Raw genomic sequence first — 16,399 nt, forward strand, 5'->3', positions numbered from 1 at the left:
CTATAATGGTATAGTTAAACTTTATGATATGTAATTGATGCCTAAAGAAACAACCTATAGAATTGAACAACAGGAGGAAACAAGTTGAGTACACAGAGTGTGGGAATTCCATTAGAAGGTTTTGCAGAATTTAGCCGGACGGTAGCAGCAGAAGGTGCGGTACTGTTGAAGAATGATCATCAGGTGCTTCCGCTTGCTGAAAGTGATAATGTTGCTGTTTTTGGCAGAACTCAAGTGAATTATTATCGCAGTGGTACTGGTTCGGGCGGTAGTGTTCATGTTACTTATACGACCAACCTGCTGGGCGGTCTTCGCAGTAAAAAGAACCTTACGGTCAACGAAGATTTGGCAGCAGTATATGAGAAGTGGATTGAGCAAAATCCGTTTGATAATGGTGGCGGCGTTTGGGCTGCAGAGCCATGGAACCAGAAGGAAATGCTTTTATCCGACGAATTGGTAGCTGAGGCTAGAAGTAAATCGAACAAAGCAATCATTGTAATCGGACGTACAGCAGGAGAAGATCAGGATAATGTCGATGGTTCAGGAAGCTACCAACTAACAGCTGATGAAAAAGCGATGCTGAAGCAGGTAACTACATATTTTGAGCAAACGATTGTTGTACTGAACGTCTCTAATATTATTGATATGAGCTGGCTGAACGATGAAAGCTATAAAAATCCGATTTCGTCTGTCATCTACTCTTGGCAGGGGGGAATGGAAGGTGGTAATGCAATTGCGGACGTGCTGGCTGGAGAAGTAACTCCAAGCGGAAAATTAACAGACACGATCGCATATTCCATCAACGATTACCCGTCAACACACAACTACGGTAATGAATTTACAAACCTTTATCAGGAAGATATCTATGTTGGTTATCGTTATTTCGAGACATTTTGCCCAGAAAAGGTTCAATATGAATTTGGTTATGGAATATCGTATACCACGTTTAAGCTCGAGCCAGAAGAAGCTAAACTTATTTACAAAGCTGGCGAACTTAATGTTGAAGTCGGCGTAACCGTAACTAATACAGGAACTACCTTTGCTGGAAAAGAGGTTGTTCAGGTCTATTATGAAGCTCCACAAGGAAAATTGGGACAGCCTGCTAAAGCTTTGGCAGCCTTCGCAAAAACAGAAGTCCTTCAGCCAGGCGAAGCTCAACGTCTTACCGTGAGTTTCCCTGTTCATTCAATGGCTTCCTATGATGATGCTGGTGTGTCAGGGCATGCTTCCGCTTATGTGCTAGAAGAAGGCACGTACCGCATATTTGTGGGAACGAGTGTTAAAAAAGTGGAGGAAGTCAAAGTTGAAGGGAATAGCGGCTATGTCGTGGAAACTCTTCAAGTTGTGGAACAGTTACAAGAAGCTCTTGCACCCACGCAAAGCTTTACAAGAATGCAACCAGGTGTTCAAAAAGTAGACGGTTCATATGAACTTGTTTATGCAGAGGTTCCAACACGCAAGATTTCGTTAGCAGAACGGATCGAGAGCAATCTACCAACAACGATCTCCCAGACAGGCAATCAAGGGCATAAATTAAGAGATGTATTTGAACAAAAAGTTAGTATGGAAGCTTTTATTGCCCAGCTTAGTGACGATGATTTGGCTGCCATTGTACGGGGTGAAGGTATGAGCAGCCCATTGGTTACACCGGGTACAGCTTCTGCATTTGGAGGAGTAAGTGATAGTCTATATAACTTAGGAATCCCTGTTGCATGTACGGCAGATGGTCCTTCAGGAATTCGTATGGATAGTGGAGCAAAAGCGACTCAGGTTGCGATCGGAACGCTTCTTGCAGCTACTTGGAATGCCGAATTAGTCGAAGAGCTGTATGTGTTAGAAGGACAAGAGTTGGTACGAAACAACATAGACACCTTGCTTGGACCAGGTCTAAATATTCGTCGCAGCCCGCTTAATGGCCGCAACTTTGAGTATTTTTCTGAAGATCCTTTGATTTCTGGGGTGTTTGCCGCTGCATGTACACGTGGGATTATGAAAGGTGGCTCTAATGCCACGCTGAAGCATTTTGCCTGCAATAATCAGGAGAAACATCGCAGTAAAGTGGACGCTGTTGTGTCGGAACGTGCGCTTCGCGAGATTTATTTGAAAGGTTTTGAAATTGCAGTGAAGCAGGGTGGAGCGAATTCAATTATGACCTCCTATAACCCTGTTAATGGACATTGGGCCGCTTCAAATTACGATTTGAACACTACAATTCTCCGCGGAGAATGGGGCTTCAAAGGTATTGTCATGACAGACTGGTGGGCCATCATGAATGATGTCGTTAATGGTGGAGCTGCAGACCGGAAATTTACAAATTGGATGGTCCGTGCACAAAATGACCTGTACATGGTTGTAGCTAACTATGGCGCCGAAATTAATGGATGGAATGACAACACCATTGAATCCTTGGAAAATGGATCTTTGACTAGAGGAGAGCTGCAACGTTCTGCAATGAATATTTGTGAGTTCATCATACATGCTCCAGTATTCTCGAGAAAACAGCAAATTGTTGAAACGGTTGAGTCCTTTAAGGCTAATCCTTCACTTACTGCAGAACAAGTACAATCCTTATCTCAAAATCCACAGGTTAAGCCAGCCGTTGAAGGATCGACTTTCTTTGAAGTTGGCCAAGCTGGACAATATCGGATCCTCGTGCATATCATGTCAACAGAGCCTGAGCTGGCTCAAAGTGCATGCAATGTTAATTTGAATGATCAATTGATGACAACCATTCAAACCAACGGGACAGAAGGTCAATGGATTAGACAAAAGCTTGTGAAAGTAGAACTCGAAGCAGGTCTTTATGAAATGAAACTGGAATTCATTAAACCAGGTTTACAGATCGACTGGATCGAATTTAATAAAGTTGACTAAGTAAGCTCTAAATATAAGTTAAAGGAAAAACCCTGCGCTAATGCGCAGGGTTTTTCCTTTTGCTAATCGATTAGTTTAAAGTTGAAAATACCTTACTCTGCTTGGAACCGGAACCACTTAAAATCAAACTGGCTCCCCGGTAGAAATATAAAGGTGACGGTTTGCGGACCGGTTATGCGCTCCAATACAAATTCTCTTTCGCAATAATCACTTGACTGTGTAAACTCCACAAGCTGTCTCTTTTCACCCTCTGGTCCGCTAAATAGAATATGCAGAGTATTTTTATCGATAGGCGAATGCCCGCATAAGGTTAGTTTAGTGCTTCCAGTATCACCGAAGTCCATATCTTTAAAGATGAGAGAGACGTTGTTACCAATATTTTTGATTTGTCCATCTGCCAGTGTAAAGGAATCCCCATAAATCTGATTGTATTCCAGAACGTTAAGTTGTTCGTACGCTTTTAAAGGTTTGTTAAACTGAAAGCCCTTGAGATGAATCTTTTTATGAAGAACAAAACAAAGGGTGGTGACACCTTTTATTCGCTCAGGTAATGAGTAGGTTTCCTCTTGATATACATTCCATATGGAAGGTTTTTGATAGGTTACCTGTGTCAGCAGAGCTGCGTTTGGAGCATCCGGAGTACCTTTCCATATATCAATCGTATATTTATCGTTATCTAGCGCGAAGATAGGAAGGGTAAGTTCAGTAGCTCCATAATCACCGAAATCGATGTTGTCGAAACAGATCCAGCTTTCTCCTTCTCTTGCAGTAGCCACTCCGCGTTCATTCCCATTTGTTAAGTTCCGGCTCGTATTGCTATGATAACCAGCGGAAACAAACTCATAAGGATTCAAAAAGGCAGCTCCCATATCTCGAATATGGAATTCCATAAGCGAGTACAGGCGCACTTGATCTGCACCGTTTTTCGTTGCACACCGTACATAGACGTCTCCGTCTCCCAATGCCGATATTACTGCTTCATGCCCATTTGCCTCAAGAACGGCTATATTGGCGTCAATACCGGCAGCATTCGTAACTCGCCATTCAATTTCCTGATAGGTTGCGTTCTCTGGATGAATTTGCACACGAACCGGAAGTGCTCGAGTGTCCTTCGTTAGTTGATTTCCTTGTGGGCATATGATTTCCAGCTTGCGAACGGGAATTTCATCTGATAAATAGTCTTGGGATAACTCGCTCACATCCGATAGTGATTGTGACGAATGCTGATAAAGTATAAGCTCTTCGTCCTTAGAATGATCTAGCTCTCGTGCTTCGGAAGTCAGTGTAAGCTCAGCAGACTGTAAGCCATGGGAAGATGCACGTACAACGATTGTACCTGACTCCAATGAAGAGGCAATGACCGCAAGCAATTTGCCGCTGAACATCCGGCGACTTGTTCCTTTATATGAATCGTAGTCAGTGCTGTCACCATTATCCAAACCAACAAGACGCCCCGGCCCTTCTACAGAGATTTGAATACGATTATTGGCATTCTCCACGGGACGTCCTTCTTGATCGAGAGTCGAGATCTCAACAAATACCAAGTCCGATCCGTCAGCAGTCAACTGAGTTTTATCAGGATTCATGACCACAGTGGCCGAATCTCCGAAAGAAGTTACCGTATCTTCAGCGATCTGCACTCCGTGTTCATCATAAGCGACTGCTCGCAGAGTACCATCGCTATAGGGGAGCTGCCATTCCCCAAGCAGCTTTTTACCATGTTTATGGTCAATGTTAACCGTGCCCATGGATTGATCATTAAAGAACAATTCGATTTGTGGTGCGTTGGAGCATACTCGCACATCAATAAGCTGCCCTTTAGAGAAATCCCAGTACGGAAAAATATGAATCATCGGGGCGACCTTGTAATCCGTCCATTCTGCTTGATAAATATAATAGGAATCCTTTTTGAATCCTGCGGTATCCAGTTGACCGAAATACGAGTTTTTAGTGAAGTACGGGGTTGGCTCCCCGATATAGTCAAATCCAGTCCAAATAAATTGTCCCGGCGAGTAGGTCGCATCACGATCTGCGATGATGCAAGCTTCTGTGTTTTTGGCACCCCAGCTAGTAGAACTGTTCCCTAAGGCTGAGCATTGTTCATCATCGTCAGACAATACAGACTGAGCATAAGGGAAGTGGTAGATGCCTCTGCTCTGTACAGTAGACGAAGTTTCACTACCATAAATAATCCAGTCGGGATGTTCCTCATGATGCTGGTCATAGTATTTTTCAGCATAGTTATATCCTGCGAACTTCACTAGATCTGCGCATTTCTGTGCATTCTCCCATGGCATATAGTTGGAACCGATAGTAACTACTGCATTTCCTTTAGGGTCATGAACCTGCACCAGATCGCGTAATTCTATGGTCAACTCTTGCCCACGTTCATCAGCATGGGTGTCGTATATTTCATTTCCGATACTCCACATGAGCATGGAGGGGCGATTTCTATCCCGGCGTACCCAGCTGGCAATATCTTGTTTCCACCAATCCGGATAAAATCTGGCGTAGTCAAAAGGAGTTTTACTGCGTTCCCACATATCGAATGCTTCGGAAACTATGAGCACGCCCATCTCATCCGCTAGTTCCATCAGTTCAACGGCTGGCATATTGTGGGCCGTACGAATAGCGTTTACGCCCATCTCCTGCAGGAGGATAATCTGTCTTTTTAGAGCTACCTTATTCACCGCAGCCCCCAAACATCCCAAATCATGATGTTGGCATACGCCATGAATCTTCACCTTTCGGCCATTCAAAAAGAAACCTTGTTGGCTGTCAAACTCCATCGTACGGAATCCGAAGGTTTGGATTTCTTCTTCAATTACCTGATCATTCTCCAGCAGTTCAGTTTTTAGGGAATATAAGTAAGGCTGGTTAATATCCCAGAGCATTGGATTATTGACGGATAAGAGGGCAGAGCTGGATACAGCAGACCCGACTTGTACTGGACTTTCATTCTCTGCATGAGAGATACAGATACCTGAAGCGTCCAGTATACTGTGACGAATTATGTAGTGATTTGCGGTTTGTAATAGATCATTGCACAATACTTCGGTATCTATCTCAACATTCCAGGAATCCTCTTTTTTATGAGTAGAGATATAAATACCATCAGGCACAATATGTGTCCCTGGATACGTCTTCAGCCATACACTCCGATAGATGCCCGCACCGGAATACCAGCGTGAATTAGGAGACTCATGAACCACTTGAACATAGATTTCGTTGATACCTTCAATAATGTATTGCGTGATATCTAATTCAAAGGTGGAGTATCCATTTTTCCAGACGCCTGCGATATGGCCGTTCACATAGAGAGTGGAGTCCATGTATACGCCTTCAAAACGAAGCGAGACACGACTATTTGGCACTTTCTCATCTATAATTATGCTTTTACGGTACCAGCCTTCTCCGCTTTCATATAGATTATGTGTATCAAAAATTAGCCAGTCATGGGGTAAGGTTACGTCGATCCACTCCGAATCAGCTGCTATCACCGATTCTAAAGTGGACTTAAGCGGCTGTTTGCTGAATAACCAGTCATTATTTAATCTTGTTTTCTGACTCATGAATGAAGTTCTCCTTTATCTTTGGAAAATTTAGAAGTGGTTATTAACGATGTGAATGATTTCCGTAAAGCCTTTTGTATTCTTTTTTATCATATCAAAGATTTTGCAAAAAGACATTCACGAAGAAGAATAAAAAAACTGTAATAACAAAGCTATTGAAATCGCATTCAAAATGATAACATGCCATTGGTAAATTATCTATTTATTTCTTAATATATCTTTTATTGCGGAGGATGAAATTTATACAAAAACAGTACTAATGAACAATACAGAGAAGTATCTCTGGTCTATGAAAAATGTTATTGCTACAGAAGCTAATGAAAGTGAGGAAAATGCCTGGTATACCGGCTTAGATGTGTCGGGCTTATTGCTGATTTAATACTTTACAAATACTTGTCTGCATGTACTTGTGTTTGTTCGAATAAGTTAGAAAGAAGGACAGGACAAACCATAGGTGGAGATGCGTATAAATGGGGATGCGTAAACAAAGTTTTATTCGTGGCACGTTCATATTAACCGTGTCGTCATTTTTCACAAAAGGGCTTGGTTTTTTGAACGGAGTCTTGCTGGCACGTTTTTTGGGAGCAGAGGGAGTAGGGCTGCTTATGATTGCTCATCCACTGCTTCCCTTATTTATTACGCTGACAGAGCTGGGGCTTCCTGTTGCGATTTCAAAGCTTGTATCGGAAGCTGAGGTTAAGCAGGATGAAGCGCGAGTAAAGCGTATTCTCACAGTATCCTTAAGCATTACGGGTACGTTGAGTATTATATTAACTTTAGTGGCTCTGTTTGGCTCCAAATGGATCGCATCGATTTTTTTGGCCGATCAGCGGGCGTATTATGCTATGGTTGCTATTACGCCGATCATTCCAATTATTGCGATGTCTGCTGTACTGAAAGGTTATTTTCGTGGAAAACAGAACATGAACCCACTTGCCTTTTCCGATATTATTGAGAATCTGGCGCAAATCATTGTCATTATCGGTGTGGTCAACGTTTTGTTGCCCTACGGTATTGCCTATGCGGCTGCTGGTGCAATGGCTGCCTCCGTTGTTGGGGAAGGTTTTGGTTTGCTCTATTTATTCGCTGTTTTCAAATGGGCAAATCGAGGTAAGGTCAAAACCTCTTCACCACCTACGACAAGAATTTCACTTAAAGGAGACAGTACGTTGAGAGATTTGCTGCGCATCGGCTTACCGATGACAGGCAGCGGTTTTATTCATTCTCTCTATCATGCCTTTCTACCACTGCTGATTACGAAAAGTCTAGTACTGTTTGGTGTGGGTGTTGAGATGGCGACCAAGCAATTCGGACTTCTGGCGGGTTATGCTCTTCCCATGTTGTTTCTCCCCAGCTTCTTCACACAATCGTTGTCGACTGCATTAATTCCGGCGATCAGCGAAGCAAGTGTGAGCAACAATAGCAAGCTTATGCATAGTCGGATGGATATGGCTATGCGATCCGCGCTTATAGTAGGTTTCCCATGTACAATCATCCTGTACTTATGGGCTGTACCCTTAACAACCATGATCTATCATTCGCCAGAAGCGGGCGAGCTGTTAAAGTTAATAGCACCCTTATTTTTTCTTTATTATTTCGGAGCGCCACTGCAAGCAATTTTGCTTGGTTTGGGGAAAGCATCAACGGTTATGTGGAATCATATTCTTACGAATGTCTTTGAAGTGATTGCGATCTTTGTTCTAGGTTCTAATATTGGAATCGAAGGGGTGGCCATGGGATTCGGACTGGGGCTCTTGCTGCTGACACTGTTGAATTTTTTATCTGTGGCAGGAACGATCGGGTTTTATTTTGACTTTCGTATTGTATTCAAGGTTGGAGCAGGAGGAATTGTCATGGCGCTTAGCGGGTTGGCGGCTCACGGAATTCTGGAGCGATTGGACCTGGGGCAGATTATTCAACTGTTCGGAGCGTTGCTTGTTTCGTTAATCACCTATGCAGCAACATTGCAGGTAACCCATGCGTGGGAAAGGGCACCGAAACCACCAACGATTACACCTGTTTCTTGAAAGAGGAGGGGATATTCCGGTACCGTGCTCCAAAAAGTAAATTGACTGATTATGCAACCCTCTGTGTAACAGTATGGAGGCGGATGAAGGTAATGGATGGGGAGCAGCGAGGTGTTTAACTGTATTTTGTGCAGCTATAATCGTTCAAAACAGTTACACATTGAAAATAGCTGTATTTCTTACATCTATTCTCACGAGTTTAAGCCTATTAGGTGATTTCTCTTGATTTTAATTGTATAGAATGCAGTTAAAGTCGGAGTTATTCCCTAGCAATATGGATTAAGTGTATAAAATACAGTTATTTCATCAGATTGCGTTAAAATCTTGCGCTACAAATATACGGAGTGGGGATATCAGAAGTTACAGTCATAATTTGCTCAGGCAAAACGCCAGTGATCCAAAATATCAGGCAGCGATCCTTGATTATCGGAGATTGCGCCTGATTGACTATGTGTTAACTACGCTCAATTGACTCCATGCAAAAATGGAATCTATCTCATAAGTAATCTAAGTGATTTCTATAGGGCTGCTCCAAATAGCAAATTGGATTGATTAGGTAACATTTTTCGCACACGTATTTTCTATCGGACACAGCTGACCTTAAGAGCAGATTTAGCTTACATTTGGAATTTTATCGGACCCCATCGCAGTTATTACCATGAAAAAAACCAAAAATGGCTCTCTTTTTGAGGAATAGTTGCACTGGAGTCCGTAACCTAACTAAAAATCCTAAAAACAAGCAAATAGCGTCTTCTGAGTCCGAAAAGCTCTAAACTTGATCAAGACTGGGTGATTTAGAGGTAGGTACAACGGACAAAAGCATTCTACCCCCGGTTCATAACAGCAAAGCAACAATTCTCCTATAACGGATGATCGCTGCTCTGCTGTTTTTTACTAAAAGAAATAGTAGGCGGTCTTTATGGAAAGAAAACATGTAGTTTAGTTTGAACAAAGGAATACGTACTGGAGTAAGTTATTGGAGAGGGTAGGGTAGCTGATATACCAATCTCTATGGCATTTAATGAATGATTTGGTTGCATTACTGGGTCGTACCCGTTTACGGACCGACTGAAATGGAGATGTAGACTATTAAGTAAGAACTGATAAGGAGAGTTTGTCAAAAAGGACGGCATAGGGCGCGATTCAAGCTTTTACGAGACAGTTAAAAAGTGGAGCAGGACAACGCAAGTTATTACTGAGTATTACTGAGTATTACTGAGTATTACTGAGTATTACCGAGTATTACCGAGTATTACCGAGTATTATCCTTGACCGTATTTTTTTCTGTAATGACTCAGTGTGAGTAGTGGCCAGATATACTGATAACTATGATAATTGGAATAGAAATTACCGGGGAGACCAGCGCCAGTGGGATAAGAAGTTTTCCAATCCTCTTCATGAATAGACGTGATTAGTCTTTGAATTCCTTTTTCCACCGCAGCTGTTGGCTCTGGCTGAACGGCGATAATCGCATCAAGTGCCCAGGCGGTTTGTGAAGGTGTGCTTTCTCCTAAAGGAACATATTGTAGTAGCCGGTCGCTGTGACAAGACTCCCCCCAACCGCCGTCCGAGTTCTGAATGCTTAGAAGCCACTTCACTCCTTTTTGCAATGTATCATGATTTATAGGGAGCCCAACAGCCTGCAGGCCTGTTAATGATGCCCAAGTGCCATAAATATAACAAACACCCCATCTTCCGTACCACGAACCATCCTTCTCCTGATGTTGAATCAGCCATTTTGTACCCCTTTTAATGAACTCGTGTTGTGTATTTAAACCAGCGAAGTTTCCGAGAAACTCCAAAGTTCGTCCGGTAAGATCTGCTTCCGAAGGATCAATGGCTGCAGATTTAGCACCATCGATAGCGAGCCATGTGAGCATTTCTTTATTGGTGTTTTTTTCGAATGCCGGCCAGCCGCCGTCGTTATTTTGCATCGATAGGACCCAATTCAGTCCGCGATTCCATGATTCCAGATATGAAGGGTGAATGGTTGATAAGCTTCGGATGGCTCGCAAGGCTGCCGTTGTATCATCTACGTCCGGATTGATTGTATTAGACTCAGAGAATCCCCATCCACCGGGAACTATATCCGGATTATGGATGCTCCAATCAGCAGGTTTATGATGCTGTTTATCCAGAAGATAAGTTGCAGCGTGTTTTATTCCTTTGTGATCAACCGGAATTTGAGCCTCTTGTAAAGCATAGGAGATTAACGCTGTATCCCATATTGTAGATGGAGAGTTTTGAATTGTAGTATTACGATTTGATTGGCATTGCAGTGCGGTGAGACCTTGAATGGCCTGTGTAATTATTGGATGCTGCCGATCATAATTGAGAGCAAGCAGGGCAAAAACCATAAGAATCGTACTGCTGGCATAGCTGTAAAAGGTACCGTCGGATTCGATTCGCTGGAGCATATATTGTTCCGCTTTGTTTTTGGCAGCTTCATGTATGTAGTGTGGACTCCCGAGTAATCTGCTCAAACCCATTTGAATAACATCCTGCATTTCCTGATATCCACGGGTAGGCGATTCATCTGTATCCAATCGTGTCTCTATAAGATCTGACAGATCAGGAGCATTGGCTGTAGTGATCGAAAATCGCCGATCGGCCATAATGAGCATAGGAGTGAGGTGTACCCTAGAGTAGCCAGAGAATTCGAAATAGTTAATAGGGAAGTAAGAGGGAAACAAAAGCACCTCCAGTGGAATCGAAGAAATTGCTAAAGGCCACTTGCTTTGACCCGTTGCGGCGAGTATGACTCTAGTTAAGATACTTGTGACTTTGCCTAAACCACCTTTAGACAGTATATAACGCTTAGCCCGCAGTATTGGCTCGTCTGTTATCTTACTGTATCCAGAATAGAGCAGGGCATAATAAGCTTCGACTGATGTGGATAAGTTCCCAGCTTCTTCGTCCTTATATAACTGCCAGCAACCCTCTCGCTGTTGTGCATCAAGAATGCGATCATGTAGCTGCCGAATGAGCGTTTCATTCTGCAGGTTCAACACCCTAAAGAGAATGATCATATAAGCATCGATCACAATCCCGTTCTCAAAACAAAAATGCCATGAGCCGTCATCCTTCTGCTGTTGTAGCAAGAACGTTGACAAACGTTCGATTTCTTCATCTACTTTACTTAGTATATCCGTCATGTTTTGGGTTCCTCCGAAGGCATTATTTTTAACATTATATGAAGTCGGAGAACAGGACATGAAAAAGAGCTGCTTAGTCGCTTTTACGCAACTTTGCAGCTCTTTTAGCATTATTAAAAGGTTAATTTTCAATCACAATACGATTTAGCTTGAGATTAACCGGAGCAGCAATGGTGTCACCTACAGGGCATTTGCTCTCCAGAAATTGTACGAACTGTTCGACCTTCTCAGCAGGGGATGGAGTCTTTATGTAGAATGTATACCGAATATCGGAATAGCCAGGACGTACTTCAGAGCGGTTGAAGAATCCGTCGAGATCCAAGTCACCTTCCACATCTACTCTGAAATCTTCAAGCTCCACCTCAAATTTAGAGGCGTAGACCCGAGCTACAATGGATTGGCAGGCACCCAAAGAAGCGAGCAAAGCTTCAACAGGATTCATTCCTGTATCCGTGCCCCCTAGACTTGTCGGTTCATCGATGACCAGCTCGAATTGTCTTGCATTAGTAACGACCTTTACGCCGTCTTGCAAATGAGCAGTTGCTTTGAAAGTTTGAACATTTGGCATGTGTTTACACTCCTTCTTGTGGACAAACTAAGGATGATTTAATGTTTCTTATTTTTTTGTAATTCATAGTATGTTTCTAGGAATTGTATAGATTATAGTTCTATTCTGTATACCCGTCAATACATGATTAAAATTATAGTTAGGAGGCAGCTAGAGTGTCGACCGAAATTGAGGGCTATTTGGACTATCCTATGGTTGCAATTCCAGGGGGAGAAATAGAATTAAGAGACGATCGGATAAAGCGTAGATGGAAAGTACAATTCAAACCGTTTCTTCTTGCACCCTATCCTGTAACTATGGATCTATCCAATGCTATAATTAATAACTCATCTCAGGGAGATCTAAAGCCGTTTGTGAATATAAAGGTGAAGATGGTATACACATTACTTGGATAAGGAGTCAGACGGCTTCCATCTTGCCCGGTCTTATTAATGGGCTATGGTTTTGTAAGTGGAATTAGAGGAGGGAATAATTATGCGCGAAGGGCACATAGATAAGCACGGTTATAACGAGCATCGAGAATACGGAGAGCATGAAGAAATGAATATAAATGGAGTCAAGGAGGGTTCGGAGCATCCTCACAAAAGCGCTCAGACCTTTCGTCGTGCTAGGGCTATCGCATTTTTGGACAAGCTAATGATTAATCGTTCGGCGTTGCAGCAGCAGCTAAACGAGTCAAAGATTGAATCGGCAAAACAAGTCATTAGTGGTGAACTAAGAGCTACGGAAGCGATCATCGATGAGTTCATACATATGTTTCAGATTCATGAGATAACTTCTGATAAGAGAGAAGAGAGAAGATAGTACCTAAGCCACTCAGCTATATAGAGGTGTTCATTCCCTAAGTTTTGATATGAATGAAAAAAAGACTTCTGAAGAAATCAGAGGTCTTCTTTATGTGTAGCTAATAAAGAAAAATGTCTAATGTAAAGAGAATACATCATTAAGTAAAACGCTTTCATGTTCACTCGATAAATTGATTTATATAATTAGTCCTGTAAGCAATATAAAAATGGGGGGCGAAAAAGAATGAAAAAGGTCAACAAAAAAAGGATTAACCTAACTCTAACAGTGTTGATGGCTATGTCCATGCTTATCACTGCTTGTGGTGGGAACAACGGGAATAAAGTGAATTCTGAGGCTAATGCAAACGCAGGCAATACGGGAAAAACACCTGCTGCGGAAGAGAAGCTCAAGATTACCATGTGGTCCCAATTCGCGGATCCAAATTCTAAAGACGGCGGGTTTGTTGGTTTTTATAAAGCACTTGAGGCAACCAAGGCTAAATTCCCTAATATAGAAATCGAGCATGTGGGTGTTGGGGGCGAATCTTATAAAACAAAAGTGAAAGCGGCTTCAGCCGCCAATGAGCTGCCCGACATTTTTTACACCTGGGGTGGCGGATTCTCTGAGCCATTTATAGCGGGGAACCGGATTTTGTCCATTGATGATCTCGCAAAAGATGGAACGCTGGACCAAATTGTACCAGGTACGACAGACAATTTCATCTTCGATAGCAAGCTTTACGGTCTGCCGATCAATATAGCTACTGCTCAAATGTACGTCAATAAAGAACTATTTGAGCAAGCAGGAGCGAAAATTCCGGAAACATGGGATGAGCTTGTTGCTGCGATTGAAGCACTAAAAGCAAAAGGCATTCAGCCGATTGCACTTGGGGCTAAAGACAGATGGCCAGCAATGCAATGGAACGCGATTCTAGCCATCCGGATGGCAGGCGTGGATGCTGTAAATGCCGCTTTAACGAAAACAGGATCATTCGACACAGCTGAATTCACAGAAGCTGCTGCGAAATACAAACAATTGATTGATGCGGACTCCTTCGGCAAACATTTTGTTGGAACTTCTTATGATGACGCGACAAATATGTTCCTATCAGGCAAAGCAGCTATGATGTTCATGGGCGCTTGGGTCAACGGACAGATTGAAGATGATAACTCTCTGGTCAAAGGTAAAGTGGTACCGATTAAATTTCCAACCATTCCAGGGGGGAAAGGAAATGCTGACGAGTGGTTCGGAGGTTCGGGTGAAACATTCGTGCTCAATGCCGATCTGAAAAACAAGGAAAGAATATGGGAAGTATACAAGTTCTTTATTGAGACCATGTCTAAAGAAGTATTTCTGGCTGGTTCAGGCTCCTCAGCATGGAAAGTTGATGTAGGTGACACTTCTCAAATGAATCCACTGGCTCTGCAAATTGGTGAATTGTCCTCATCAGCAACTGGTTTCTCCTACTGGTGGGATCAAATGCTGAATGGTAATGACACTGAATCTATGTTCGGTTCGCTGATGAAATTCGTCGCCGGAAAAACAACACCTGAAGACTACACGAAAGAACTACAGAGCAAGGTTAATCAAGGACAATAATCTGCGTCAGGCGGCGAGAATTGTTCGCCGCCTGATCGATTTAAGGTGGAGTGAAGCATGCATCAAGTATTCGGAAACAAAAAGGCTATCGCCGTATTTGTTGTTCCTGCTTTGATTTTATACATTCTTGTTGGTTTTTTCCCGATCCTTCAGTCTATGTATTACAGTCTGCTGGACTGGGATGGGATACAACCGGCTAAATTTATTGGTTTAGCTTCTTATAAGGATTTATTTTTTGCAGATACGTACGGCATGGATTTTAATCATTCGATACTTAATACGTTGTATCTGGCAGTTCTTTCTGTTTTCATGCAACTTCCGATAGCTCTGGTGCTCGCTCTGGTTCTTGCCAGAGGGGTGTGGGGTGAAAAGCTGTATCGTACTTTGTATTTCATTCCAGTCTTGGTATCCTCCTCTGTCATCGGGGTTATGTTTCTGAAAATCTATCAGCCTGAATATGGCATGCTGAATACGATACTCAATCAACTAGGCTTGTCCTCCTGGACACATGATTGGTTAACGGAAAGCGGAACTGCACTAATAAGTGTTATGATTCCAATCGTTTGGCAATATATCGGCTACCATATGCTTCTAATGTACGCTGCCATCAAAGGGATTCCTGAAGATTTGTACGAGGCTGCGAAAATTGACGGAGCATCAAGTATAAGAACCGCCTTCTCTATCACTATTCCACTTATTTCACCGATCCTGAAGGTATGCGTCATATTTGCTGTTTTGGGATCATTGAAGTTTTTCGATTTAGTCTTCATTATGACCAATGGCTACCCTACACCGGAAACTAGTGTTCCAAGTACATTGATGTATTCGTCGATTTTTAATCGCAATATGTATGGGTACGGCAGCGCGATGGCCGTGTTTATGGTTGTGGAATGTCTCTTTTTCTACTTAGTTTTACAAAAACTGATCAGAACCTACGATGATAAGGAGGAGAGCTAATGACAACAACACATAACCGCCGCTGGCCAAAGGTTGTTTTGCAGATTGCGTTTCTAATCTTCGCAGTTATTCAACTGTATCCGCTCGTGTGGCTTGTATTTTCCTCCTTTAAAACAAACATAGAAATTACAGGCTCAAATGTGATGGGCTTGCCTAATGAGTGGCGGTGGGCGAACTACGACTACGCACTTTTTAAGGCGAATATCGCACGTAACTTTTTGAACAGCCTTATGTATACAACGGTAACTGTCATTATTTCTGCTCTGTTATCGGCAATGGTTTCTTTTGCTGTCGCAAGAATGAAGTGGAAGCTTAATAATGTGGTGCTTACTTTCTTCATGCTGGGATTGATGATCCCCGTTCATGCTACGCTGCTACCTGTCTTTCAGATGTTAAAAATGACAAGCTTGCTGAATACGCCTTGGGCCTTAATCATTCCTTATACCGTTAGTGCACTTCCTACTACAATCTATATCATGATTGGTTTCTTTAGAGCGCTGCCAGGGGAGTTGGAAGAAGCCAGCGTTGTAGACGGCTGCAATATTTATCAGGTTTTTTTCCGTATTATGCTTCCGCTTGTAAAGCCGGCTATCGTAACCACTTCCATCTTTACTTTTTTATCCGCTTGGAACGAACTGATGTTTGCCAATACATTCATTAATGATCCTGACTTAGCAACAATTACCGTCGCCATCAATTCGTTTAAAAGTGCCTATGCCACAGAATTTGGACCTATGTTCGCAGGAATGGTTGTGGCTACACTACCCATGATCATTATCTACTTGTTCCTAAGTAACCAAGTCCAAAAAAGCATTATTGCCGGGGCAGTTAAGGGTTAAAGCAATGGGATAGGAATCCTTC

The 16,399-nt window shown here is 42.6% G+C and carries 10 protein-coding genes; 7 read left to right on the top strand and 3 right to left on the bottom strand.

Features of this window, described 5'->3' with window-relative positions; genetic code table 11:
• The first annotated feature begins 84 nt into the window (after positions 1–84).
• Positions 85–2,874, top strand: coding sequence for a glycoside hydrolase family 3 C-terminal domain-containing protein (locus tag MHB56_RS28665; protein WP_341144296.1), 2,790 nt, complete (start codon positions 85–87; stop codon positions 2,872–2,874).
• Between the two features lie 92 nt (positions 2,875–2,966).
• On the opposite strand, the gene MHB56_RS28670 is transcribed toward MHB56_RS28665, so the two are convergent.
• Positions 2,967–6,446: a sugar-binding domain-containing protein gene (locus MHB56_RS28670; protein ID WP_341144297.1), complete on the bottom strand. Its 3,480-nt coding sequence runs from the start codon at positions 6,444–6,446 to the stop codon at positions 2,967–2,969.
• A gap of 470 nt (positions 6,447–6,916) precedes the next feature.
• Here MHB56_RS28670 and spoVB point away from each other — a divergent pair, with 470 nt between their 5' ends.
• Positions 6,917–8,473: a stage V sporulation protein B gene (spoVB, locus tag MHB56_RS28675; RefSeq protein WP_339174202.1), complete on the top strand. Its 1,557-nt coding sequence runs from the start codon at positions 6,917–6,919 to the stop codon at positions 8,471–8,473.
• A gap of 1,262 nt (positions 8,474–9,735) precedes the next feature.
• Here spoVB and shc read toward each other — a convergent pair.
• Together shc and MHB56_RS28685 are read right to left on the bottom strand one after the other, a co-directional pair.
• Positions 9,736–11,628: a squalene--hopene cyclase gene (shc, locus tag MHB56_RS28680; protein WP_341144298.1), complete on the bottom strand. Its 1,893-nt coding sequence runs from the start codon at positions 11,626–11,628 to the stop codon at positions 9,736–9,738.
• Between the two features lie 121 nt (positions 11,629–11,749).
• The gene (locus MHB56_RS28685; RefSeq protein ID WP_076125698.1) at positions 11,750–12,196 is read right to left on the bottom strand and encodes an OsmC family protein; all 447 of its coding nucleotides are present in this window, start codon (positions 12,194–12,196) and stop codon (positions 11,750–11,752) included.
• Positions 12,197–12,351: 155 nt separating this feature from the next.
• Here MHB56_RS28685 and MHB56_RS28690 point away from each other — a divergent pair, with 155 nt between their 5' ends.
• The 5 genes from MHB56_RS28690 to MHB56_RS28710 all read left to right on the top strand — a co-directional run bounded on the left by MHB56_RS28690 (position 12,352) and on the right by MHB56_RS28710 (position 16,377).
• Entirely contained in the window at positions 12,352–12,591 is a 240-nt protein-coding gene (locus MHB56_RS28690; RefSeq protein WP_445254896.1) for a hypothetical protein, read from the top strand.
• 79 nt (positions 12,592–12,670) lie between these two features.
• Positions 12,671–13,000: a hypothetical protein gene (locus MHB56_RS28695; protein ID WP_341144299.1), complete on the top strand. Its 330-nt coding sequence runs from the start codon at positions 12,671–12,673 to the stop codon at positions 12,998–13,000.
• A gap of 225 nt (positions 13,001–13,225) precedes the next feature.
• Positions 13,226–14,581 carry an ABC transporter substrate-binding protein gene (locus tag MHB56_RS28700; protein WP_341144300.1) on the top strand — a complete coding sequence of 452 codons (1,356 nt, stop codon included), beginning with the start codon at positions 13,226–13,228 and terminating at the stop codon, positions 14,579–14,581.
• 57 nt (positions 14,582–14,638) lie between these two features.
• A complete protein-coding gene (locus MHB56_RS28705) occupies positions 14,639–15,538 on the top strand; it encodes a carbohydrate ABC transporter permease (RefSeq protein ID WP_341144301.1) in 900 nt (299 codons plus the stop codon).
• A complete protein-coding gene (locus tag MHB56_RS28710; RefSeq protein WP_341144302.1) occupies positions 15,538–16,377 on the top strand; it encodes a carbohydrate ABC transporter permease in 840 nt (279 codons plus the stop codon). The genes MHB56_RS28705 and MHB56_RS28710 overlap by 1 nt, the downstream gene beginning before the upstream one ends.
• Positions 16,378–16,399 lie beyond the last annotated feature (22 nt).

The organism is Paenibacillus sp. FSL H8-0315 (genome assembly GCF_038005365.1).
Lineage (GTDB): Bacteria > Bacillota > Bacilli > Paenibacillales > Paenibacillaceae > Paenibacillus_AQ > Paenibacillus_AQ odorifer.

What these genes read in the sequence shown, in the direction of transcription:
- MHB56_RS28700 (WP_341144300.1), top strand. Translation starts at nt 13,226, where the DNA reads ATGAAAAAGGTCAACAAAAAAAGGATTAACCTAACTCTAACAGTGTTG.
- MHB56_RS28695 (WP_341144299.1), top strand. Translation starts at nt 12,671, where the DNA reads ATGCGCGAAGGGCACATAGATAAGCACGGTTATAACGAGCATCGAGAA.
- MHB56_RS28705 (WP_341144301.1), top strand. Translation starts at nt 14,639, where the DNA reads ATGCATCAAGTATTCGGAAACAAAAAGGCTATCGCCGTATTTGTTGTT.
- MHB56_RS28710 (WP_341144302.1), top strand. Translation starts at nt 15,538, where the DNA reads ATGACAACAACACATAACCGCCGCTGGCCAAAGGTTGTTTTGCAGATT.
- spoVB (WP_339174202.1), top strand. Translation starts at nt 6,917, where the DNA reads ATGGGGATGCGTAAACAAAGTTTTATTCGTGGCACGTTCATATTAACC.
- shc (WP_341144298.1), bottom strand. Translation starts at nt 11,628, where the DNA reads ATGACGGATATACTAAGTAAAGTAGATGAAGAAATCGAACGTTTGTCA.
- MHB56_RS28670 (WP_341144297.1), bottom strand. Translation starts at nt 6,446, where the DNA reads ATGAGTCAGAAAACAAGATTAAATAATGACTGGTTATTCAGCAAACAG.
- MHB56_RS28685 (WP_076125698.1), bottom strand. Translation starts at nt 12,196, where the DNA reads ATGCCAAATGTTCAAACTTTCAAAGCAACTGCTCATTTGCAAGACGGC.